The 22,913-nt window shown below is 47.8% G+C and carries 20 protein-coding genes; 16 read left to right on the top strand and 4 right to left on the bottom strand.

The features are described from left to right. Positions 1-26 precede the first annotated feature (26 nt). From DW947_RS05940 to DW947_RS05890, 11 genes are all read left to right on the top strand, one after another. Positions 27-581 (top strand): DUF5063 domain-containing protein, encoded by a 555-nt coding sequence (locus DW947_RS05940; protein ID WP_008665189.1) that lies wholly within the window; start codon positions 27-29, stop codon positions 579-581. Between the two features lie 3 nt (positions 582-584). After that, on the top strand, positions 585-1,208 hold the full coding sequence (locus tag DW947_RS05935) for a 3'-5' exonuclease (protein ID WP_005826911.1): 624 nt from the start codon (positions 585-587) through the stop codon (positions 1,206-1,208). Between the two features lie 39 nt (positions 1,209-1,247). After that, positions 1,248-2,429 carry a class I SAM-dependent rRNA methyltransferase gene (locus DW947_RS05930; RefSeq protein ID WP_057097518.1) on the top strand — a complete coding sequence of 394 codons (1,182 nt, stop codon included), beginning with the start codon at positions 1,248-1,250 and terminating at the stop codon, positions 2,427-2,429. Positions 2,430-2,743: 314 nt separating this feature from the next. Then, complete coding sequence (locus DW947_RS05925) at positions 2,744-4,000, top strand: nucleoside permease (RefSeq protein ID WP_117962711.1); 1,257 nt, start codon at positions 2,744-2,746, stop codon at positions 3,998-4,000. A gap of 26 nt (positions 4,001-4,026) precedes the next feature. After that, positions 4,027-4,611: a bifunctional nuclease family protein gene (locus tag DW947_RS05920; RefSeq protein ID WP_098031961.1), complete on the top strand. Its 585-nt coding sequence runs from the start codon at positions 4,027-4,029 to the stop codon at positions 4,609-4,611. 1 nt (position 4,612) lies between these two features. After that, positions 4,613-5,311 carry a 16S rRNA (uracil(1498)-N(3))-methyltransferase gene (locus tag DW947_RS05915; RefSeq protein ID WP_009038062.1) on the top strand — a complete coding sequence of 233 codons (699 nt, stop codon included), beginning with the start codon at positions 4,613-4,615 and terminating at the stop codon, positions 5,309-5,311. A 22-nt stretch (positions 5,312-5,333) separates the two neighbouring features. Beyond that, positions 5,334-6,887 carry a DUF4836 family protein gene (locus DW947_RS05910; RefSeq protein ID WP_098031960.1) on the top strand — a complete coding sequence of 518 codons (1,554 nt, stop codon included), beginning with the start codon at positions 5,334-5,336 and terminating at the stop codon, positions 6,885-6,887. A gap of 41 nt (positions 6,888-6,928) precedes the next feature. Beyond that, complete coding sequence (locus tag DW947_RS05905; protein ID WP_117962709.1) at positions 6,929-7,573, top strand: ATP-binding cassette domain-containing protein; 645 nt, start codon at positions 6,929-6,931, stop codon at positions 7,571-7,573. An 11-nt stretch (positions 7,574-7,584) separates the two neighbouring features. Then, positions 7,585-8,790 (top strand): hypothetical protein, encoded by a 1,206-nt coding sequence (locus DW947_RS05900; protein WP_061411322.1) that lies wholly within the window; start codon positions 7,585-7,587, stop codon positions 8,788-8,790. 2 nt (positions 8,791-8,792) lie between these two features. Further along, positions 8,793-11,099, top strand: a complete 2,307-nt coding sequence (locus DW947_RS05895) for a helix-turn-helix domain-containing protein (RefSeq protein ID WP_005826931.1) — start codon at positions 8,793-8,795, stop codon at positions 11,097-11,099. 85 nt (positions 11,100-11,184) lie between these two features. Further along, on the top strand, positions 11,185-13,536 hold the full coding sequence (locus DW947_RS05890; RefSeq protein ID WP_171030139.1) for a TIM-barrel domain-containing protein: 2,352 nt from the start codon (positions 11,185-11,187) through the stop codon (positions 13,534-13,536). A 147-nt stretch (positions 13,537-13,683) separates the two neighbouring features. Here DW947_RS05890 and DW947_RS05885 read toward each other — a convergent pair whose 3' ends face one another. Then, positions 13,684-15,543 (bottom strand): SLC13 family permease, encoded by a 1,860-nt coding sequence (locus DW947_RS05885; protein WP_005826934.1) that lies wholly within the window; start codon positions 15,541-15,543, stop codon positions 13,684-13,686. Positions 15,544-15,706: 163 nt separating this feature from the next. Between DW947_RS05885 and DW947_RS05880 the strand changes: the two genes are divergently transcribed. After that, positions 15,707-16,000: a YtxH domain-containing protein gene (locus tag DW947_RS05880; RefSeq protein ID WP_005826938.1), complete on the top strand. Its 294-nt coding sequence runs from the start codon at positions 15,707-15,709 to the stop codon at positions 15,998-16,000. Between the two features lie 169 nt (positions 16,001-16,169). Here DW947_RS05880 and DW947_RS05875 read toward each other — a convergent pair whose 3' ends face one another. Then, on the bottom strand, positions 16,170-16,520 hold the full coding sequence (locus DW947_RS05875; protein WP_009038044.1) for a winged helix-turn-helix transcriptional regulator: 351 nt from the start codon (positions 16,518-16,520) through the stop codon (positions 16,170-16,172). Between the two features lie 213 nt (positions 16,521-16,733). Between DW947_RS05875 and ung the strand changes: the two genes are divergently transcribed. Next, positions 16,734-17,396, top strand: coding sequence for a uracil-DNA glycosylase (ung, locus tag DW947_RS05870; RefSeq protein ID WP_016272948.1), 663 nt, complete (start codon positions 16,734-16,736; stop codon positions 17,394-17,396). 4 nt (positions 17,397-17,400) lie between these two features. Here ung and DW947_RS05865 read toward each other — a convergent pair whose 3' ends face one another. Further along, positions 17,401-18,108, bottom strand: a complete 708-nt coding sequence (locus DW947_RS05865; RefSeq protein ID WP_016272949.1) for a TIGR02757 family protein — start codon at positions 18,106-18,108, stop codon at positions 17,401-17,403. Positions 18,109-18,301: 193 nt separating this feature from the next. On the opposite strand from DW947_RS05865, the gene DW947_RS05855 reads away from it, so the two are divergent. Both DW947_RS05855 and DW947_RS05850 read left to right on the top strand, forming a co-directional pair. Continuing rightward, positions 18,302-19,159, top strand: coding sequence for a GyrI-like domain-containing protein (locus DW947_RS05855; protein ID WP_016272950.1), 858 nt, complete (start codon positions 18,302-18,304; stop codon positions 19,157-19,159). Between the two features lie 342 nt (positions 19,160-19,501). Then, positions 19,502-20,398 (top strand): DMT family transporter, encoded by an 897-nt coding sequence (locus DW947_RS05850; protein ID WP_016272951.1) that lies wholly within the window; start codon positions 19,502-19,504, stop codon positions 20,396-20,398. Positions 20,399-20,404: 6 nt separating this feature from the next. On the opposite strand, the gene DW947_RS05845 is transcribed toward DW947_RS05850, so the two are convergent. Beyond that, entirely contained in the window at positions 20,405-21,421 is a 1,017-nt protein-coding gene (locus tag DW947_RS05845) for an N-acetylmuramoyl-L-alanine amidase (protein ID WP_008665171.1), read from the bottom strand. A gap of 137 nt (positions 21,422-21,558) precedes the next feature. On the opposite strand from DW947_RS05845, the gene DW947_RS05840 reads away from it, so the two are divergent. Further along, a complete protein-coding gene (locus DW947_RS05840; protein ID WP_005826957.1) occupies positions 21,559-22,839 on the top strand; it encodes an O-acetylhomoserine aminocarboxypropyltransferase/cysteine synthase family protein in 1,281 nt (426 codons plus the stop codon). The last annotated feature ends 74 nt before the right edge of the window (positions 22,840-22,913 follow it).

Genomic DNA, 22,913 nt, shown 5'->3' with positions numbered 1-22,913 from the left:
ATCTTTGCGTTTCAAATCAAGAAGATATGAAAAAAGAAAGTCAAGTGATATTCGACCGGAATGCCGTAGAGTTTGTGACCGTAGCCGCCGAGTTTTGCAAGTTTCTGGAACAAGCGGAAGGGGTGAAACGTTCCGCGTTCGTCGATACCTCCTTAAAAATACTTCCGCTGCTCTACCTGAAGGCCTCCATGCTGCCCGAGTGCGAAACCATAGGAGACGAGGCGCCGGAAACATTCGTCACCGAAGAGACCTATGAGGTACTCCGCATGAACCTCGCCAATATCCTGGCCGAGAAAGACGACTACCTGGACGTATTCGTATCCGACATGAAGTATAGTGACCAGCCCATCACCAGGAACATTTCCGAAGACTTGGCCGACATATACCAGGACATCAAGGACTTTATCTTCGTATTCCAGCTGGGTTTCAACGAGACGATGAACGATTCGCTTGCCATCTGCCAGGAAAACTTCCGCCTCCATTGGGGACAAAAGCTTGTCAACACCCTGCGTGCCCTGCACGAGGTGAAGTATGCGCAAGGCGAGGATGAAGAGGAGGAAACCGCAGACTTTGAATATTAAATTATGGTTATCAAAAGAACAATAGATAAAGAAACAGTGAAAGACCTGCCCAAAGCCGCCTTTCCGGGACAGATACATGTCGTACAGACACCGTGGGAAGCGGAGAAGGCAGTCGCCTATCTGAAGTCCTGCCCGTTGCTGGGCATAGACAGCGAAACCCGTCCATCGTTCACAAAAGGACAGATACACAAGGTGGCCCTGCTGCAGATTTCCTCAGAGGAACATTGCTTTCTGTTCCGCCTCAACCTGACGGGACTGACTCTGCCGGTTATCACATTGCTGGAAAACCCAAGTGTAACGAAAGTAGGCCTTTCCTTGCGGGATGACTTCATGATGCTGCACAAGCGTGCTCCTTTCGAACAACATGCGTGCATTGAATTGCAGGAATACGTCCGCGCTTTCGGCATCCAGGATAAAAGCCTGCAAAAGATATATGCCATCCTCTTCGGGGAAAAGATTTCGAAAAGCCAGCGCCTTTCCAACTGGGAAGCCGAAACCTTGACCGAACCGCAGAAACTGTATGCCGCCACCGATGCCTGGGCATGCCTCAACATCTACAACAAGCTGCAAGAACTGAAACGGACAGGAGATTTTGAGATAGAAGCCAATAATAATGTGGTAATGTAATGCACATTATCACATTACCACATTAATCACATTATATATATGTACAAAGTATACCTTAAACCCAATAAAGAGGAGTCATTAAAGCGTTTTCACCCGTGGGTGTTTTCCGGCGCCATCGCACATTTCGACGGAGAGCCCGAAGAAGGGGAAGTAGTTGAAATCTATACATCCAAAAAGGAATTCATAGCCAAAGGGCATTTTCAGATTGGCAGTATCGCCGTACGCGTACTGACCTTCCGCCAAGACGAAGAAATCAATGCGGACTTCTGGAAACGCAAACTCAGCATAGCATACGACATGCGCCGCAGTATCGGCATAGCCGGAAACCCGACAAACAACACCTATCGCCTGGTGCACGGGGAGGGAGACAACCTGCCGGGGCTTGTTATCGACATTTATGCCCGCACCGCAGTGATGCAGGCACATTCTGCCGGCATGCACCTCGACCGCATGGCCATTGCCGATGCCCTTACCGAAGTGATGGGCAACCAGATTGACAATATCTATTACAAATCGGAGACGACCCTTCCCTTCAAGGCCGACCTCTATCCGGAGAATGGTTTCTTGAAAGGCGGTAGCACGGACAATGTAGCCATGGAGTACGGCCTGAAGTTCCACATCGACTGGCTGAAAGGCCAAAAGACCGGTTTCTTCGTAGACCAACGCGAGAACCGTTCGCTACTGGAACGTTATGCCAAAGGCCGCAGCGTACTGAATATGTTCTGCTATACCGGCGGCTTCTCCGTATATGCTATGCGTGGAGACGCCAAACTGGTGCATTCCGTGGACAGCTCCGCCAAAGCCATCGACTTGACCAACAAGAACATCGAACTGAACTTCCCGGGTGACACCCGCCATGCCGCCTATGCAGAAGATGCCTTCAAATACCTTGACCGCATGGGCGACCAATACGACCTGATAGTTCTTGACCCTCCTGCTTTTGCCAAGCACCGCGATGCTCTGCGCAATGCCCTGCAAGGCTACCGCAAACTCAATGTCAAGGCTTTCGAAAAAATCAAGCCCGGAGGTATTCTTTTCACTTTCTCGTGCTCGCAAGCCGTCAGCAAAGAAAACTTCCGCACCGCCGTGTTCACAGCCGCTGCCATGTCCGGCCGCAGCGTACGCATCCTGCACCAACTGACGCAACCTGCCGACCACCCGGTCAGCATCTATCATCCGGAAGGGGAATACCTGAAAGGACTGGTTCTATATGTAGAATAAAGGAAAAAGCAGGCTTTGTTAGCCTGCTTTTCTTAAATAGAGTTAATAAAAAGCAGAAATACGCCAAAACAGCATGTTATATAACATAAACCGTGTATATTTGCACTGTGTTTTTCATGGTATTAGATTTAAGGTTAATAAAGATTGGGTGTCTGGGATAGATACCCTTCTTTTTTTATAATACATTCCTTCCCAAAACCCATCCCTCATTAATCTCTTTCGTTGAAGAAAAAGCCGTACAGAACTTGTTTTTCTCCTAGTCTCATTGTACATTTGCATCTATTACATAATTCAAAACATAAAAAGCTAATATTATGAGCATCAAATTCCGACTCACTGCCATGCAATTCCTGCAATTCTTCGTTTGGGGAGCATGGCTGATTTCATTAGGTGGTTACATGGGCGGTACGTTACATTTTGAAGGCGGACAAATCGGAGCAATCTTTGCAACCATGGGTATAGCCTCACTGATAATGCCCGGACTGACCGGTATCATCGCTGACAAATGGATAAACGCCGAACGCCTTTACGGCATACTTCACCTCATCGGTGCCGGTGCTCTGATTTATGCTTCCACTGCCACTACGTACACTCACATGTACTGGGCCATGCTGCTCAACATGCTTGTTTACATGCCCACGCTATCCCTGGCTAACACCGTGTCCTACAATGCGCTGGAAAGATATAAAATGGATTTGGTGAAAGACTTCCCCCCCATCCGTGTATGGGGAACGGTAGGCTTTATCTGTGCCATGTGGGCTGTGGACCTCACCGGGTTCAAGGCAAGTTCGGCACAGCTCTATGTGGCAGCCATATCGGCAGCCATGCTGGGACTTTATGCTTTCACTTTGCCAGCCTGCCCCCCCATGCGCAGCGAAGGAAAAACGATGCTCTCTGCTTTCGGACTGGATGCACTGGTGTTGTTCAAGCGCAAGAAGATGGCTATCTTCTTCTTGTTCTCCATGCTGCTGGGAGCCGCCCTTCAAATAACAAACACATACGGCGACCTTTTCCTGGGTTCGTTTGCTTCCATACCCGAATATGCAGATTCGTTCGGTGTAAAACACTCCGTCATCCTGCTCTCCATCTCGCAAATGAGTGAGACGCTGTTTATCCTTGCCATCCCCTTCTTCCTGAAACATTTCGGAATCAAGCGTGTTATGTTAATAAGTATGTTTGCATGGGTATTCCGTTTCGGGCTCTTTGCCCTCGGAGACCCGGGAAGCGGACTCTGGATGCTCATTCTCTCGATGATTGTCTACGGCATGGCATTTGACTTTTTTAATGTATCGGGCTCGCTGTTTACAGAAATGGAAGCACATCCCAGTATCCGTGCCAGCGCACAAGGCTTGTTCTTCATGATGACGAACGGTGTGGGAGCCATCATCGGAGGTTATGCCAGCGGAGCCGTGGTGGATGCCTTCTCGGTATATGCCGAAGGCGGAGGACTGGTAAGCCGCGACTGGACACCGGTATGGTTTATCTTTGCAGGATATGCCTTAGTCATTGGTCTGTTATTTGGAATAGTATTCCGCTATAAGCATAATCCGGAGAAAATAGAGAAAAACTGATTGAGAATCAGGTTGATTTAATAGGTATGAATAAGAAGAAGATAGAACTACAAGTACTAAACATTTCCAACAGCCAGGCGCAAGTGGGCGCCTATGCCCTGGTACTGGGTGAAGCGGGCGGCGAGCGCCAGCTTCCGATTATTATAGGTGCCACCGAAGCACAAGCTATGGTCATCGAGATGAAAGGTATTGTACCGCCCCGTCCGCTGACGCATAACCTATTTGCTTCCGTTCTTGAGGTGCTGGGTGTAAAACTGATGCGTATTCTTATCTATAAAGTAGACAACGGAGTATTCTACTCCTACCTTTACATGAAAGCCGAAGAGACTATTCTCCGGATTGATGCCCGTACCAGCGATGCCGTCGCCCTGGCATTGCGCATGAATGCTCCTATCTTTGTCTACGAAGAGATTCTCGAAACAGAATGTCTGAAAACCGGCGAAAGCACCACCGACCCTATGGGAGGCAGCGAGCCGGACAAAGACGAACTGTTGCAGGAAGACACAATAGGCATATTGAAAACAGCCCTGCAGAAAGCAATCGAAGAAGAGGATTACGAACGAGCCGCACAGATAAGAGACCAAATCAACCAACTCAAAAACAATTTGTAACATGCACGTATTCTATACTCCCGACATACAGACCCACGCAGAACTGCCCGAAGAGGAAGCAGCACATGCCGTACGGGTCTTACGCCTGCAAGCAGGCGACGAGGTTATGCTGACAGACGGAAAGGGCTGCTTCTATCGCGCCGAAATCAGTACGGCTACCAACAAACGCTGCCTGGTGAATATTCTGGAAACCCTTCCGCAAGCCCCCTTGTGGAAAGGTCATCTGCACATTGCCATGGCACCTACCAAGAACATGGACCGTACTGAGTGGTTTGCCGAGAAAGCGACGGAAATAGGGTTTGATGAACTGACATTCCTGAACTGCCGTTTCTCGGAACGGAAAGTCATCAAGACGGAGCGCATCTCCAAAATTCTGGTTTCTGCCATCAAGCAGTCGCTCAAGGCACGCCTGCCCCAACTGAATGAAATGACAGACTTCAACAAGTTCATCACACAGCCTTTTCCGGGTCAGAAATTCATCGCCCACTGTTATGAAGGCGAAAAACCGCTTTTGAAGGATATGGTACATCCCGGAGAGGACGCTCTCGTACTAATCGGTCCTGAAGGAGACTTCAGCGAAGAGGAAGTCCGGAAGGCGACGGAAAACGATTTTATCCCCATCAGCTTGGGAAAATCAAGGTTGCGTACAGAGACGGCGGCACTGGTTGCCTGCCACATCCTCAATTTACAGAATCAATGATACTCACTAAAACAAAAACTATATGAAAAAGAACCTATTCTTCCACTTCTCAGTACTGGCAATGCTCATCGTGCTGATAAGCGCTTGTTCGTCCAAAAAGCCAGAATACACCAACGTTATTCCTTCCGATGCCTCGCAAGTCATCGCTGTCAATTTAAAATCATTGGCAGACAAGGCCGGTACCAAAGATAAAGAGACTAAAGAAGCACTGCAAAAGCTGACAGATGCCTTGAAAAGCGATATGAATACAGCTACTTTCCAACAATTGGAGGCTGTACTGAAAGACCCTGCCAAATCGGGAGTGGACGTCAATGCGCCGATTTATGTCTTCAATGCTCCCTCGTTCCCCTACACCACCATGGTAGCCAAGGTTCAAAGTGAGGATGATTTGCTGAAGCTTCTGGAAGTTACGGAGAAAGAACAGATAATCAGCCATGTGGCAGAAGCGGACGGTTACAGTTTTGCACAAATCAACAAGCGGGCATTGCTCGCTTTCACTCCTACCACGCTTATGGTGGTGAACTACACCGGCACATCGCAACTGGAAAAAGTCAAAGAAGGAATTCCCGCCTTGCTGAAACAGACCGGAGAAAACAGCATCAACAGTAACACCGCTTTCAAGAAAATGCAAAAGCAGGATGGAGACATCAATATGCTCATCTCTCCTTCCAGCCTGCTGAGTGCATACGCCAATCCGCTGAATTACGGAATATCCCACAATATCGACCTGAAAGACTTGAAGATGCTGGGAAGTCTCTCCTTCGAAAAAGGGAAAATAGAACTGAAAGTAGAGAGCTATACCGAGAACACAGAATTGAAAGCACTTTTCGAAAAGCAAATCAAAAGTACTTGTCCCATCGAAAACACGTTCTTGAAGTATTTCCCAAAATCTACCCTGGCGCTATTCAGCATAGGTATCAATGGAGAAGAGTTCTACAATGTGCTGCAAGAGAATGAGCAGTTCCGCAACGATTTCTCCATTACCAAAGCCGCTGAAGTAAAAGACTTGTTCAGTGCTTTCCACAACGACCTGACCATAGGCCTTATCAATGTAACCATGAACAGCAATCCTTCTTTCCTGGCCTATGCCAGCGTAAAGAACGACGCTCCCTTGAAAGCCCTTTATGAGAAAAAGTCCGAACTGGGACTGAAACGCGGCGAAGACATCGTGAAATTGAATGAGAATGAATATGTCTATAAATCACGCGCTATCAACATATTCTTCGGCATACGAGACAAACAGATGTACGCCACCAATGACGAACTGCTGTATAAGAATGCATGCAAGACCGCTGACCCGTCTGCCAAAGAGACGGACTTCGCTTCCAGTCTGAAAGGCAAGCGCACAGCCTTTGTCATCAATGCGGAAGCCGTACTTGACCTGCCCGTTGTAAAAATGCTAGCTGGATTTGGCGGACAAGAGTATAGCACCTATTACTCGCTGCTCGGCAATATCTCGTATCTGGAAGCTGTCGGCAACGAGGACAAGGCAACCGTCACCCTGCAGCTGAAGAACAAGAATGTTAATGCACTGAAACAGATTGTGGACTTTATCAAGCAGTTTGCAGGAATGTAATTTAAGGATTAAGGATTAGAGATTAAGGATTAATACCACTCATGAATAGGATTCACCTACGGCAAACACTACCTCAAGTGTTTGCCGACCGTGATGCCATTACCTCAGACGTATGGCATCGGGACATTACGTTCCACAAAGGGAAACGTTATCTCATAGAAGCCGCTTCGGGCACCGGAAAATCATCGCTTTGCAGCTATGTTTACGGTTACCGCAACGATTATCAGGGAATCATCAACTTTGATGAGCTCAATATCCGTTCACTCTCCGTCAATGACTGGACAGATATACGCAAACACTCCCTCAGCATTCTTTTTCAGGAGTTGCGTATCTTTCCCGAACTTACCGCCATCGAGAACATACAACTGAAGAACCGGCTTACCAACTTCAAAAAAAGGAAAGAAGTCCTTACCCTATTCGAGGCAATCGGCATTGCCGACAAGGTAAACGAAAAAGCCGGGAAGCTATCTTTCGGCCAGCAACAAAGAGTCGCCTTTATCCGCAGCCTCTGCCAGCCTTTCGACTTCATCTTCCTGGACGAACCCATCAGCCATCTGGATGACGAGAACGGAACAATCATGGGCAGGCTGCTGACAGAAGAAGCCAGCCGCCAAGGAGCGGGAATCATAGTGACTTCCATCGGCAAACATCTGGAATTGGATTATGATGAAATTTATCAATTATAAATGTGGCTAATATGAACCGACTTGTTTGGAAACTTCTCCGCCAGCACATCAGTGTCGGACAGTTGGCAGGCTTTTTCCTCGCCAATCTCTTCGGCATGATGATTGTATTGCTGAGCGTACAATTCTATCGTGATGTCCTTCCCGTTTTTACGGAAGGGGACAGTTTCATGAAGAAGGATTATATCATTGCTACCAAGAAAATCAGTACTTTGGGCAGCTTTGCCGGGAAAAGCAATACCTTCTCCAAAGATGAGATAAAAGACCTGAAAGCCCAACCTTTCACCAAAGGGGTAGGCGCGTTCACTCCTTCCTTGTTCAAAGTCTCTGCCGGACTCGGTATGCAGGAAGCCGGTATCCGCTTGTCGACAGAGATGTTTTTCGAGTCTGTACCCGACGAATATGTGGATGTCAGTCTGGACAAATGGCATTTTGATGAAGATACCCGGATAATTCCCATCATCGTTCCGCGCAATTATCTGAACCTCTATAACTTTGGCTTTGCACAAAGCCGGAGTCTGCCGAAACTCTCCGAAGGTTTGATGAGTCTGGTACAGATGGATATCATGATGCGGGGCAACGGACGTGTGGAACAATATAAAGGCAACATTGTAGGATTCTCCAACCGGCTGAATACCATTCTCGTCCCCCAATCCTTCATGGACTGGGCCAACAAGAATTTTGCACCGGAAAAAGAAGCTGAACCGTCCCGACTTATTGTGGAAGTGAAGAATCCTACCGACACAGCCATCACCGACTATTTCCAGCAAAAGAATTACGAAACCGAAGGCAACAATCTGGATGCCGGAAAGACAACTTATTTCCTGCGCCTCATTACAGCTATTGTCATGGGAGTAGGACTGTTCATCAGCATTCTGTCATTCTACATCCTGATGCTGAGTATCTTCCTGCTTCTCCAAAAGAATACGGTAAAACTGGAAAACCTGCTGCTGATAGGATATAGCCCGACGCGGGTAGCCACGCCTTATTATATACTGACAGTAGGGCTGAATGTACTGGTACTGCTCCTCGCCATCGGCTGCGTGGCATGGGTACGCAGTTACTATATAGAAGTAGTCCAAAACCTCTTCCCGCAACTGGAGAGCGGTTCACTGCTTCCATGCATATTGACCGGTTGCCTATTATTTTTTGCTGTATCACTGCTGAATATTTTGGCAATAGGCAAAAAAATTATCAGTATCTGGAAAGGGGGAAAATAAAGATGGGAAAAATCCATCCAACAGATATAAAGTTCATGGTAGTGTTGGTATTATGTCTCAGCATGGCATTTCCCATCTCTGCCAATGACTTTCTATTCACTTCCATTGACACCTCGCACGGTCTGAGTGATAACCAGATACGCTATATCCTCCAACTTCCGGACGGAAGAATGGTATTTACCACCACCCAGAACGTCAATCTGTATGATGGAGCCAACTTCACCTCTCTGCAGCCTACCCCCGAATATATATATCCGCTGAAACAATACAAGGGCTTCTACCATGTCTATCTGAGCGGTGATTCCCTCTTGTGGATAAAGGATTACCAACGGCTGATGTGCATCAATCTCCATAACGAGCGATACATTGCCAACCTGGACTCCGTCTTTCAACAGAAAGGTATGCAGCATCCCATAGAGGATTTGTTTGCGGACGAACGGGGGCTCGTCTGGGTAATCAGCCATGGCGAGCTGTTACAGCCGGAACTTTCCTTCCGATTGAAACTGTCTGAAGGCCGAGGAACAATACAAGACCTGACTGCAGACGAAGAATCTCTGTATCTGTTCCATGACACGGGAGAAATCGTGTGCTATGATGTAAAAAACGGAAAACAACAGTATGACATTGCCGCATATCCCCGGACGGAACAAGAGAAGTTCCAAAACACCTCCCTCATACTCAGAGGAAAAAACGGGTTCTATCAACTGCGCAACGGCTCTAAAGGAGGATTTTTCCATTTCGACCTCCATAAGCGAGCATGGGAGAAGCTGATGGAAACAGAGTATACCCTCAATACACTGATGATCTCCGCAGATGAGAAAGCATACATCAGCTGCATCCGTGGCTTTTGGATTATTGACCCCGAAAAGAGGACACGCCACTACATGCCCACCTTGAGGACCCGAAAGGGCAACGTCCTTGCTACAGAAATCAGTACGATTTTCCAGGACCGGCAAGGAGCTTTATGGCTCGGAACATTCAACAGAGGATTGCTGTACTACCATCCGGCCTTATATAAGCACATCCACATAGACAAGAAGGATTTCCCCCTATCACTTGAAAGAAATACAGCCGTAGCAAACTTTACGGAAGACCGGGACGGCAACATATTCATAAAGGACCGGACAGCTATCTATAAGCTCGACCTGCAGGAAGACGGCAACCGGATACTCATACCGGTAGAAGCATCCACCCTGCCCAAAGAGCTACAAGGGGAATACGGTTCGGAAGCGGCATTCGTGTCACATGACGGAACGCTCTATTTCGGAGACGCCGACGGATGCAACATCTTTTCCCCCAATCCGGAGCCCCCATCTTCCAGTCTGCCCTATCCACCGGTTTTCACGGCAATCCATGTGCATGGAGAATGCATCCTCCCGGGCAGAAGCTATGAAAACCGGACTATACTACCCGAAGCCTCTCCTTATGTGAAAGAAATATCATTGAGCCACAGCCAGAACTTCCTTACTCTCGAGTTCTCCGCATTGAATTACTTCAACCGCGAGCACACCCATTACCGCTATCAGCTGGAAGGTATCGACGCACAATGGGTAACCGCCGGCAACATGAAGCAGAGCAACGGCATTCTCCAAGCTCCCTATACCAACTTGCCACCGGGAAGCTACACCTTCAAGGTAATGGCCTCTAACGATGGAAAGCATTGGAATGAAGAGCAAACGGCCCGGATAAGCCTAACAGTCCATGCTCCCTGGTGGAAAACCGGCGTTGCATACGTCATCTATATAGTCTTGTCAATCGCCATCATTGCGGCAAGCATCCGCCTCTACATACACCGCACCCGGAAGGAGATGGAACGGAAACACAAAGAAGAAATCCTTTTGCTCCGCATCCGCAACTTGATAGAGCAGTGCAACCGTTATGAAGCGGAACAAAAGAAATCACCGGAAGGAAAAAACATAACTTGTGTACATAGCCATACCGAACCTCACCAAACAGAAAACAAGCAAGACGCATCCGAATCTGTTTTCCTGACAAAAGCTATCGAACTGGTGGAAAAGAACCTGCATGTACCCGGCTACTCCGTAGAGCAGCTAAGCCGCGACTTGTGTATGGAACGCACCGGACTTTACCGGAAACTGGTAGCCATGCTCGACCAGTCCCCCAGCCTCTTCATCCGCAACATCCGCTTGCAACGTGCGGCACAACTCATCCTGGAAGGCAGCCTCAGCATTACGGAAATCGCAGAGCGTACCGGCTTCAGCAGTTCCAGCTATCTCAGCAAATGTTTCCAGGAAATGTACGGCTGCCGTCCCTCGGAATATGCGGAGAAAATGCAGAAATCAACTTGAGTGTTGTTCCGTTTCAACAAGATTGTTGCCACCTAAAGGGGATTCAAGGCTACTTTTGCAGCATAATTTTAAAAGAACCATGAAAATGAATTTTATGAAAAGAGCCGGCTTCGTGCTGACTTGTGCAACCATGCTTGCAAACTTGTGTGCCGCCCAGAACACAGAGCGCACACCTCAAGGAATGAAATGCACCACACAAGGAATGGACATCCGTGTGGAATTCTATTCGCCTTCCATTGTGCGGGTTTACAAAACTCCCGAAGGCAAACCCTACAACAAAGAAAGTCTGGTAGTGGTCAAATCACCCGAAACGGTCAAAGTGGACTTTTCGGAGGAAGCAGGACAAACCGTGCTGAAATCTTCTATATTGAAAGTTCTTGTCAATCCGGCAACCGGAGGCATCAGTTTCCATACCATCGCCGGCAACGAGCTGCTGAAAGACAAGGACTACGGCACCTCTTTTGCCGATAAGAATGATGCCGGCACTCCCTCCTATCAAGTAAGGGGCTCTTTCCTATTGGATAAAGACGAACCCATCTACGGAGTAGGACAAGTGATGGACGGCAAATTCAACCGCCGCAACTCCATGCACCACATGCAGAACGAGAACATGTTCACCTATTCTCCTTATTTCATGTCGCCCGTGAAAGGCTATGCCGTATATTGGGACAACTACTCCATTTCAGAATTCATGGATACTCCGCAGGAACTCGCTTTCCAGAGCCTGGGACACTGTGCGGACTATTATTTCATGTATGGCGGAAACGCCGACGGCATCATCGCCCAGGTGCGCGACTTGACGGGACACTCCCCCATGCTTCCACTGTGGGCATACGGTTTCTTCCAAAGCAAGGAGCGCTATCATACGCAGGAAGAAAGCCTGAATGTCTTGAAGAAGTATCGCGAACTACAAATTCCCATTGACTGTATGATTCAAGACTGGCGCTACTGGCCCGAATATCAGAAGACGGACAGTGCGTGGAACTCACACAGCTTTGACCCTGAACGCTTTCCCAACCCCAAGAAGTGGGCCGACGAAATACACAAGCTGAATGCCAAGCTGATGATTGTGGCATGGCCCGGCTTTGGCACCCACACAGAGCAACGCAAGGAGCTGGATACCAAAGGCATGATTATCAATTTTGATACCTGGCCTCCACAAAGTGGCGCACGCCCCTACGACGTCTACAATCCCGAAGCAAGGGATATTTATTGGAAATATCTGAATAAAGGCATTTTCAGTTACATCGGCAACGACGGCTGGTGGCTCGATTCTACAGAGCCCGACCATATCAACCGACAAGAATCGGACTATGACCTCCCCACTCACTTGGGATCTTACCGAAGTGTAAAGAACGCCTACTCACTGATGCACAACAGCGGAATAGCCTCGCATCAAAAGGCTTTGAGCAAAGACAAACGCGTTGTCATCCTAACCCGTTCCGGATTTATCGGACAACAACGTTACGGCTGCAACACCTGGAGTGGTGACGTGACCTCCACTTGGGACATGCTGGAGAAACAGATTCCTGCCGCACTGAACTACACCTTAATGGGCATTCCGAACTGGAACAGTGACATAGGCGGCTTCTTTGCCGGACGCTGGAACCAAGAAGGGGGAGCCAAGAACCCCAAATACCAAGAACTGTATGTACGCTGGATGCAGTTCGGCACTTTCTGCCCGATGATGCGTTCGCACGGTACGGAGTTGCCCCGTGAAATCTGGAACTTCGGCAAGCGTGGCGAGTGGTGTTTCGATGCCCAGGAGAAGATGATTAATCTGCGCTATCGCCTTCTGCCCTACATTTACAGCACTTCCTGGGATGTGTCCCACAATGACGGTACATTCATGCGTCCTTTAGTAATGGATTTTGCAGCAGATTCTAAAACACATGAAGTTGGCGGCGAATTTCTTTTCGGACGCTCCCTACTGGTAGCACCGGTCACCCGGCCGGAAGTGACGGAATGGTCGGTTTACCTTCCTCAAGGCGCAGACTGGTGGGACTTCTGGAGTAACGAAAAACAGCAGGGCGGACAGACCTTGAACCGCTGTGTATCGAAAGAGATTCTGCCCGTCTATGTAAAAGCCGGCAGTATCCTGCCGTTCGGTCCCAAAGTACAGTATTCCGCCGAAAAGAATTGGGACAATCTGGAGATACGCATCTATCCGGGTGCCGACGGCACATTCACCCTCTACGAGGACGAAAATGACAACTACAACTACGAAAAGGGAGCTTATTCCACCATCCGCTTCCATTGGGACGACAAGGCTCGTCGCCTGACAATAGAAGAGCGGGAAGGCAGTTTTCCGGGTATGCTGAAAAGCCGCAAGTTCAAGGTTGTTCTGGTCGGTCAGAACTCCGGTACGGGAGACCGGCCGATGAAAGGCGGAAAGACAATAAGCTATGCAGGAAAGAAAAAAAGTATAAAGCTGTAACAGTAAAAAGGAGGAACGTGTCAAAACTACCTTACTATTTTTTAGGCGCGGATTACGCAGATTTCAAGAATTCAATTTGCATAGTCCGCGTTATTCCACGTAATCCGCGCCTAATATTACAGCATAATGAAGTGGTCATATACTTTATTAAAAAGGAAACAGCAACGGCAACACAAATACCATCACCACTCCCATAATAATCTGCAACGGGAGCCCCACTTTTATATAATCCATGAATGTATATTGTCCTGCCGGCATCACCAGTGCATTGGGCGGTGTAGAGAATGGAGAAGCGAAACACATGCTTGCCGCAACCGTCACGGCAAACAAGAACGGAACGGGACTTACTCCAATCTGAACCGCACTTTGAAGAGCAATAGGGGCCATCAGCACTGCCGTCACCGTATTGCTGATGAACATGGTCATCAATGAAGTGGTGAAATAGATACCTGCCATCAACACAATAGGACCATAACTACCCAATCCGCTCACAAGACTGTTGGATATATATTCCGAGGCACCGGTTTTTTCGAGTGCAAGAGACATGGGGAGCATGGCTGCAAAGAGCACAATCGTTTCCCAGTTTATCGTTTTATAGGCGGCTTCCACATTCCTGAAACATCCCGTCAGCACCATCAGCAAGCCGGCAATCATCACCGCTGTCACCGGGGCCACGGGAATAAAGTCGAAGACCATCATGGCAACCATCAGCACCATGATAGCGGCAGCTATGGGCGCTTTATAATCCAGCGTCACTTTGGCGGCTTCTGCCAAAGGCTGCCCCAATACCACCCAATCGGAATCTTCCCTGCTTATCCGTGCGATGTCCTGCCACGCACCCTGCACCAGCAAAACATCGCCACTATGCATACGCTCACGTCCCAATTCACGTAATATATATTCCTTCTTACGACGGATGCCCAATACATTTACATTAAATTTATCACGGAACCCTGCTTCCTTCACCGTCCGGTTCACAATATTGGAAGAGGGCATCAACACGATTTCGGCGATTCCGATGTCATAAAAGTCAAGGGACTTGTCGGCTTTGGAGGCTTCTTCAGTGGTATGCCCGTCGAGCATTTCCATTAAAAAGTCTTCAGCAAAACGATTTACGTTCGACACCTCTCCCGTAATGTAAAGCACGTCGCCCACCCAAATGGTCGTATCGGGCGATGCCAATTTCTGGGTAATGGTTTTCAGGAATCTATGTTGGGAAGAGTCTACACGCCGTACTTCAATGATATTCAGACCATACTTGCGGCGTACATCCAGGTCTATGATGGTTTTTCCTATCAGACGGGAGTCATTGACAGCCCTCAAACGGAACAGATTGCTGGAAAGTCCGTACTCCTGTACCAGTTGGTCCAATGATTTGCCCGACAATGTTCCGTCATTCTTTTTACCTTTCTTGGAGAGAAACCATTTGGTCAGAGGCATTAAAACCAAAGTTCCCACTATCACGCACACAATGCCCACCGGCAAAAAGGAGAAGAAAGACAGCGGTTCAAAGCCCGCTCCCGTCAATGTATTCTGAATGACCAAGTTAGGAGGCGTACCGATAAGTGTCATCATACCGCCCATGCTGCTGGCAAAAGCCAAAGGCATCAATAGACGGCTAGGATTCATTCCGGCACTCAGTGCCAAGCTCACCACGATAGGCAGCATCAAAGCCACCGTTCCCGTATTGCTCACAAAAGCACCAATGGCAGAGGTAACCAGCATCACCAGCAAGAAGAGTTTCAGTTCGCTCTTGCCCGCCAGCTTTAAAATGCGCGAACTTATCATTTTAGCCAGCCCGGTCTGAAAAATGGCGCCGCCCACAACGAACAAGCCCACCATCATAATCACCACCGAGTTGGAGAAGCCGGAAAGGGCCTCTTCAGGAGTAAGAATCTGAAATATCAATAAACCAATCAGCGCACAAAGCGCCACAATGTCCGAACGGACTTTGCCTGCTACAAAAAAGGCAGCGGAGAGAACAAGGATAATAAGGGTAATCAGCATAAATATGTATATTAAGAATGCACAAATTTAAGCAGAATAAATCTCTCCACCAACAAAAGTAAATTGTTATTAATTCCTTTCCCGCCGGATGAACCAATCTTTGGCTAGTATGTTGTCTCATCAGAATTGATTCTAACTTTAACTATTAAAAACTGACTTGATTATGAAATGTAAAGATTCTAATTTCTGGATCGGACTGGGAATAGGTTCGGTTGCCGGTGCATTGGCCTACCACTTCTCCCGTACGGAGAAAGCTAAAAAGCTGGAAGATGCCATATGCCGTGCCATCCACAAAGCAAATGGCGAAGCCAAGGAGTTCATCAACACTGCTGAAGAAGAAGCATTGCACGTTGGCACCAAAGTAGCAGACAAGATGGCCCATGAGGCCCATGAGGCCGCAGAGAAAGCTGACAATCTGAAAAACAAGGTTCACAATTTTGCCGATGCTAAGAAATAAAACAAGCACTTGGAAACTTCTGAAGGGGTGTGTCAAAATTCACCACAGATTACACGGATTAACACAGAATGAGCTTAATCTACTGATAATCAAAGATGCTTATCTGTGCAAATCTGTGTAATCTGTGGTGAATACCAGTTTCGACACACCCTCTTTGCATATCGACCCATCAGTTCTGCAGACTGCGCCGATTCAAAATATCATTCATATGCTCCAATGCCCATCCTACCAAAGATTCAATATGCGGCATCAGGCTACATCCGGTTTCTGTAAGGTTATACTCCACACGGGGAGGAACTTCCGCATAGACTTTCCTGACAATCAGCCCGTCCGTCTCCAATGAGCGCAATGTAACCGTCAGCATCCGCTGGGAAATATCCCCTATGGTTTTCTGTATATCGCAAAAGCGCATCGTTCCATTCGCTTTCAGTGTGACCAGCACAAGCATTGTCCATTTGTCTCCCAACCTGCTCAGTACATCCCGTACCGGACAAGCATCCATACGATGAAAATTTTCCATTCCTTTATTTTACCAATCAGTTCAACCTCAGCAATGGCGACTCTATGCTTAGTGTCCGGCATTGCACCACAAAAGTAATAAACTTACTCAAAATAACTATCGTTTCATACGATAATTAAAACATTCTTTATACTCGTAAATGCATCCGCCTCATCCGGATTATTTGTATTTTTGCAACATCGTTTCCTATTCATATGTAACTGCAAGACTCTTATGAACGTAAAAATAGAAGAAAGCTGGAGAAAACACCTGCAAGAGGAGTTTGACAAACCTTATTTTGAGAAGCTGGTAGCATTTGTAAAAAGTGAATACGGGCATGCCAACGTGCTGCCTCCCGGCCATCAGATTTTCCACGTCTTCAACTCTTGCCCGTTCGAGAAAGTGAAAGTCGTCATACTCGGACAAGACCCTTATCCTAATCCCGGTCAGTATTATGGAGTCTGCTTTTCCGTACCGAAAGGAATAGCCATTCCCGGTTCTCTGGCAAACATATTCAAGGAAATACATCAGGACTTGGGAAAGCCCATTCCGACTTCCGGAAATCTGGACCGTTGGGTAGCGCAAGGCGTGTTTCCTATGAATTCCGTCCTCACAGTACGTGCCCACGAAACCGGCTCGCACCGGAACATGGGATGGGAAACCTTCACAGACGCTGTTATCAAGAAACTGAGTGATGAACGGGAGAATCTTGTATTCATGCTTTGGGGGGCGTACGCCAAAGAGAAAGCCGCTTTAATCAATAGCAGCAGACACTTGATTCTGACTACCGTCCATCCGTCCCCACGTTCTGCCGAATACGGATTCTTCGGTTGCAGGCACTTCAGTAAAGCCAACGATTTCTTACGGAGCAGAGGGATACAAGAAATTGACTGGTAACACGCTACAATACTCCGCTGACTCCGCTTCCAAACAAAGCAAAGTCCCCCAGGCACGGGTCGTCCGGAAAGGCCTCTGCCAGAGCTTCAGTAATCCGGCGGGCATTCTTCAAAGAAAATGTTTCTGTCTCGGTGAGTCCCAAAGCATAGGCCACACGGCAGACATGCGTGTCCAAAGGCACAATCAAGTCCCTGCAATCAAATCTCTCCCAAATACCAAAATCCACTTCCGGACCTTTCCTTATCATCCAGCGCAAAAACATGTTCAGTTTCTTTTGGGGACTCTTCGCCGAGACTTCCAAAAATGCACATAACCTTTCCATCGGATTACCGGTATACGTACATAAGGCATCCTCCAGACTGTCAAAAGCAGAATAAGCTGCATGCAAACGTCTGAAATAGGAATGAAAGTCAGCATAAGAAAGCATCCGGTAAAAACTGCTTCTGTCCGCAGCAGGAAAGTCATTCTTCCATCGGCAGGACAACACGTATTGATGAGGTGATACCCCCATCAACCTATGCAACTCTTCAGCCTTTTTCAATATCTGTTTACGGTTGCCGAAACTCATGATGGCAGTCAGCAGCCCACTGATTTCAATATCCTGCTTCCGTTCATAGCGATGTGGAAACTGTACGGGGTCGTTCTGAATGAAGCCGGCGCAATGATAGGCCGCCGCCCACTCCCAAAGTTGTCTTTTAATCTCCTCGGTCATCTGCAAGCATTTGTTTTTTCATCTGAAATGCAAAGATATTGCAAATCGAATGCAAAACTTTCATGCTTGCACGAAAAAGTTGTGCCGGGATATAGCTTATCTTATTTAAAGATATTGCATTTATAGCAACATCGGACAAGTAACCTATTTCTTTTCCTCCTATTTTTGCAACATGAAAAAGCCCAATAGAGCCATGCAGCAGAAAAAGACAACCCAGGAGGAATACCAAAAGTGTGTGAACGCAGTAGTGGATTATATAAATCTGCACCTCGGAGAAGAAATTGACCTGAAATCTTTGGCCAGGATTTCCCATTTCTCTCCCTTCTACTTCCACCGCATCATGAAAGCTTTTCTGGGTGAACCCGTCGGTACGTTCATTGTCCGGACGCGTACCGAAGCCGCTGCCCGGTTGCTTCGTTACTCGGACATGCCGATAGCGGACATAGCCTACCGTATAGGCTACTCTTCGCCCTCGTCACTGTCAAAAGTATTCAAGCAGTTATACGGCATTTCACCATTAGAGTATCGTAACAATAAAAACTTTGTAATTATGAAACCAGCTATTATTCGTCCGGAACTGGAACTGAAACACGAAATCAAAGAAGTTCCTGCCCGCAATGTGATTTACATCCGCCTCTTTGGCGACTATAAACTGAACGACTATTGCAGCGCATGGACGCGCCTTTGCCAGTTCATCCAGGAAGAAAAACTGCCTATGGGAGAAGTGATGCCCTACTGCATCTATCACGATGACCCCAAAGTGACACCCCCTGAAAAGCTGCGTACCGATGTATGTATGGTCCTACCCTCATTTGCAACGGCCAAAGGAGACATAGGATTTAAACAGCTCGCTGCAGGCCGCTATGCCATATTCCTATACAAAGGTCCATACGAACATCTGCAGGCCGTATACGATACCATCTACGGGAAGTATATCCCCGAAATGGAATGTAGCTTACGGGATGAGTCCAGTGCGGAACGTTACCTGAATAACCCCGCAGATACGGCACCGGAGGAACTGTTGACAGAAATTTATATTCCGGTAGAGTAGGCAAACTGTTCTGCCGGAGCCATCAGACTTTCTCCCCGGAAGAGTTTAGGAGCCGGACAGCGAACAAGTATTCGTTCCTCCATGGAGTAAAAATCGTTCCACCATGGTGGAACGATTTTTACTCCGCGGTGGAATGATTTTTACCTCATGATGGAACGAATAAATATCAGGCAAGCCGGTCGATACTATATTAGATACCCATATCTATACTGTATTGTAAAAAAGGGACACTCCCTTGTCTGTATGCTTGTTTTTATTCATTAATTTTGCACGACGCAATGCGAATCAAGCAATTGACGCAAACAGATAATTTTAAAATCTCCATTAAAATCAAGATAAAAGATGCAAAATGTTTCCATAAAAGGGTTTATATATGCGGCTCTCTCCTCTGCCACCTTCGGGCTAGCTCCTTTCTTCACCATTTCATTACTCCTTGCGGGCTTCTCCTCTTTCGAAGTATTGGCCTACCGATGGGGAATAGCTTCACTTACCTTGGTCGTTTTCGGCATTATGCTGGGCGAGACATTCCGCATCAGCAGGAAAGACTGGGGAACGGTGTTCATCCTCAGCCTGCTCCGGGCAGCTACCTCCTTCAGTCTGGTCATCGCCTATCAGAACATAGCCAGCGGAGTGGCATCCACCATTCATTTCATGTATCCGCTGGCCGTGGCACTGGCCATGATGGGCTTTTTCGGAGAAAAGAGGTCATTCGCCATTCTGTTTGCCGTGTTGGTGTCACTAAGCGGAGCTGGACTTTTGTCATCCGGCAAAATAGACTTTGAAGGAGGAAACACGACCATCGGGCTGATTGCTGCCGGTCTGTCCGTATTCTTTTATGGAGGATATATCGTAGGAGTAAGGAAGAGCCGTGCCGTGCAGATTCCCTCCACTGCATTGACATGCTACGTAATGGGGCTGGGAGCCTTGTTCTTTATTATAGGAGGATATCTGACCGGAGGCATCCGGCTGGCCAATGATACCTACACATGGCTGAATATTCTCGGACTGGCGCTGCCGGCAACAGCTATATCCAACATCACCCTGGTAAAAGCCATTAAATACATAGGGCCTACACTGACTTCCATTTTCGGGGCCTTGGAACCTCTGACAGCCGTAGTTATCGGTTGCCTGATATTCAATGAAAGCTTCACACCGGCCAGCGCCATCGGCATGGCGCTGATAATAACGGCCGTTACAGTCGTGGTGGTACACGAAAAGAAAAAGGAGAGTGAGAGTTGATTGTCCTTATTTCGCCTTTTTATAATCCGTGATGAAACCCTCCATCATCCACTTGGCCAAGGCCTGGCGGTTCGAACTGATTACAAAACGGCGCTGGTCAAAAGTGTTCTGGATATTTCCCAATTCCACGAATACGGAAGCGGGAGAAGTATTGGCTAACACATAAAGATTGCGTGCGCTGACAGTTCCGGTAAACCCACGGTTGGGCTGGTGCTTGTCATATTTCGATTCGAAAGTTTTCTTCATGGTCTTAGCCAGACGCTTGCTGTCGGGCTTGCTTTTAGAGTGGTAAAAGAACACATCGGTCTGATGGCTCTTACTGCGACTGTCCACATGAAGAAAAATGGCACGGCAATATTTATAGTTCTTGCGGTCCTTCTTGTAAAACTCATTGATTTTGGCGCAACGTTGCCGGAGACGTGCCACTTGGTTCAAGGGTATGGGAGCTCCCATGCACGTCTCACGTTTGCTGTTGGAAAGGTACTTGTCATCACGGATTCCGTCTTTAGCATCCTGGATAATGATACGGACTTCCGCCCCCTCTTGCATCAAGTTACGGGCAAGGCGCAAAGCCACATCATACGCATACTCATCTTCATGCAGTTCTATTTTGCCGATTCTGCCGATAGCTCCGGGGTCGGGGCCTCCATGCCCGCTCACTACATAAAAACAAGCGCCCTGCAAACGGTTGGATGTCACTTTTACACTGGCAAGCGCTTTCCCGAACAAAGGTTCATTGATTGTCTTCTTCCCATTGCCAACCGGCTTTGATAATGGGGGCAGTACATACTTCACTCCCAGCCGCAATTCCTCCTTCCCTTTAAGAAGTTTCTTGTTCAGCTCCAAAAACTCCTTATAATAGGCTCTCCCCGGGCGCTTGTTACGTTCCAGGAAAACAGAGATTCCTTCTCCACGTCTCGGACTATCCCGCTCTTCCTGAGCCGAAGCATTAAAAGCAAACAAAGTACAAAAGAGGATGGTCAGTAAACAAAATATGCGTTTCATATTCCAATTATTCATCATTTATTCGGTTCGCTACAAATTTCCAGCCGCTAATTTATAGCATTTTACCATACTTAAGCACAAAATTATAATTTTTTCCCTACTTTTGCGACAACTTACGCGATAATAGATAAGAAACTTTTAAAACAGATAACATTATGGCAAAGCAATTCAAGCCGGAGACGCTGTGCGTACAAGCCGGATGGACTCCTAAAAAGGGCGAGCCCCGTGTACTCCCCATCTATCAAAGTACAACTTTCAAATATGATACCAGCGAACAGATGGCACGCTTGTTCGACCTTGAAGACAGCGGCTATTTCTATACCCGCCTGCAGAACCCTACGAACGATGCTGTAGCCGCCAAGATTGCCGCCCTCGAAGGTGGTGTGGCCGCTATGCTGACATCCAGCGGACAAGCAGCCAACTTCTATGCCATTTTCAATATCTGCCAGGCAGGAGACCATTTTGTTTGCTCCTCTACCATCTATGGCGGAACATTCAACCTCTTCGGAGTAACTTTGAAGAAATTGGGCATCGACGTCACTTTCGTCAACCCGGATGCCAGCGAGGAAGAAATTTCCGCTGCTTTCCGCCCCAATACCAAGGCCCTATTCGGCGAAACCATCTCCAACCCTACGCTCGAAGTGCTCGATATAGAGAAGTTTGCCCGCATTGCCCACAGCCACGGCGTGCCCTTGATTGTGGACAACACCTTCCCTACCCCTATCAACTGCCGCCCGTTTGAGTGGGGTGCCGACATCGTAGTACACTCTACCACCAAATACATGGACGGACATGCCACCAGCGTAGGTGGAGCCATTGTAGACAGCGGTAACTTCGATTGGGATGCACACGCCGACAAATTCCCCGGACTGTGCACACCGGACGAGTCTTACCACGGACTGACTTATACGAAAGCCTTCGGCAAAATGGCTTACATCACCAAGGCTACAGCCCAACTGATGCGCGACCTGGGCAGCATCCAGTCTCCACAAAACGCATTCCTACTGAACCTGGGTCTGGAAACACTGCACCTGCGTATGCCCCAACATTGCAAGAATGCACAAGCGGTAGCCGAGTATCTTGCCCAGAACGACAAAGTGGCTTGGGTGAATTATTGTGGTCTGCCGGGCGACAAATACTACGAGCAGGCACAGAAGTACATGCCGAACGGCTCTTGCGGCGTTGTCACCTTCGGCTTGAAGGGCGGACGGGAAGAGTCTATCAAGTTTATGGATTCACTGAAACTGGCAGCCATCGTGACTCATGTGGCCGATGCACGTACTTGCGTGCTGCACCCAGCCAGCCATACACACCGCCAGTTGACAGACGAGCAACTGATGGAGGCAGGTGTACGCCCCGACCTGATTCGCTTCTCGGTAGGTATAGAGAATGCAGAGGATATTATTGCGGATATAGAACAAGCGCTGAACGCTTGATAAGGATAGAAATTTTAAAACTTTCTTGATATTTTTTTAGGTGCGAATTACGCGGATTTCACGGATTTAGTCCA

The sequence above is a fragment of the Bacteroides sp. AM44-19 genome (assembly GCF_003603395.1).
GTDB classification, from domain to species: domain Bacteria; phylum Bacteroidota; class Bacteroidia; order Bacteroidales; family Bacteroidaceae; genus Bacteroides; species Bacteroides uniformis.
The sequence above is the reverse complement of the archived record's forward strand: the minus strand, read 5'-3'. Positions and strand labels throughout refer to the sequence as shown.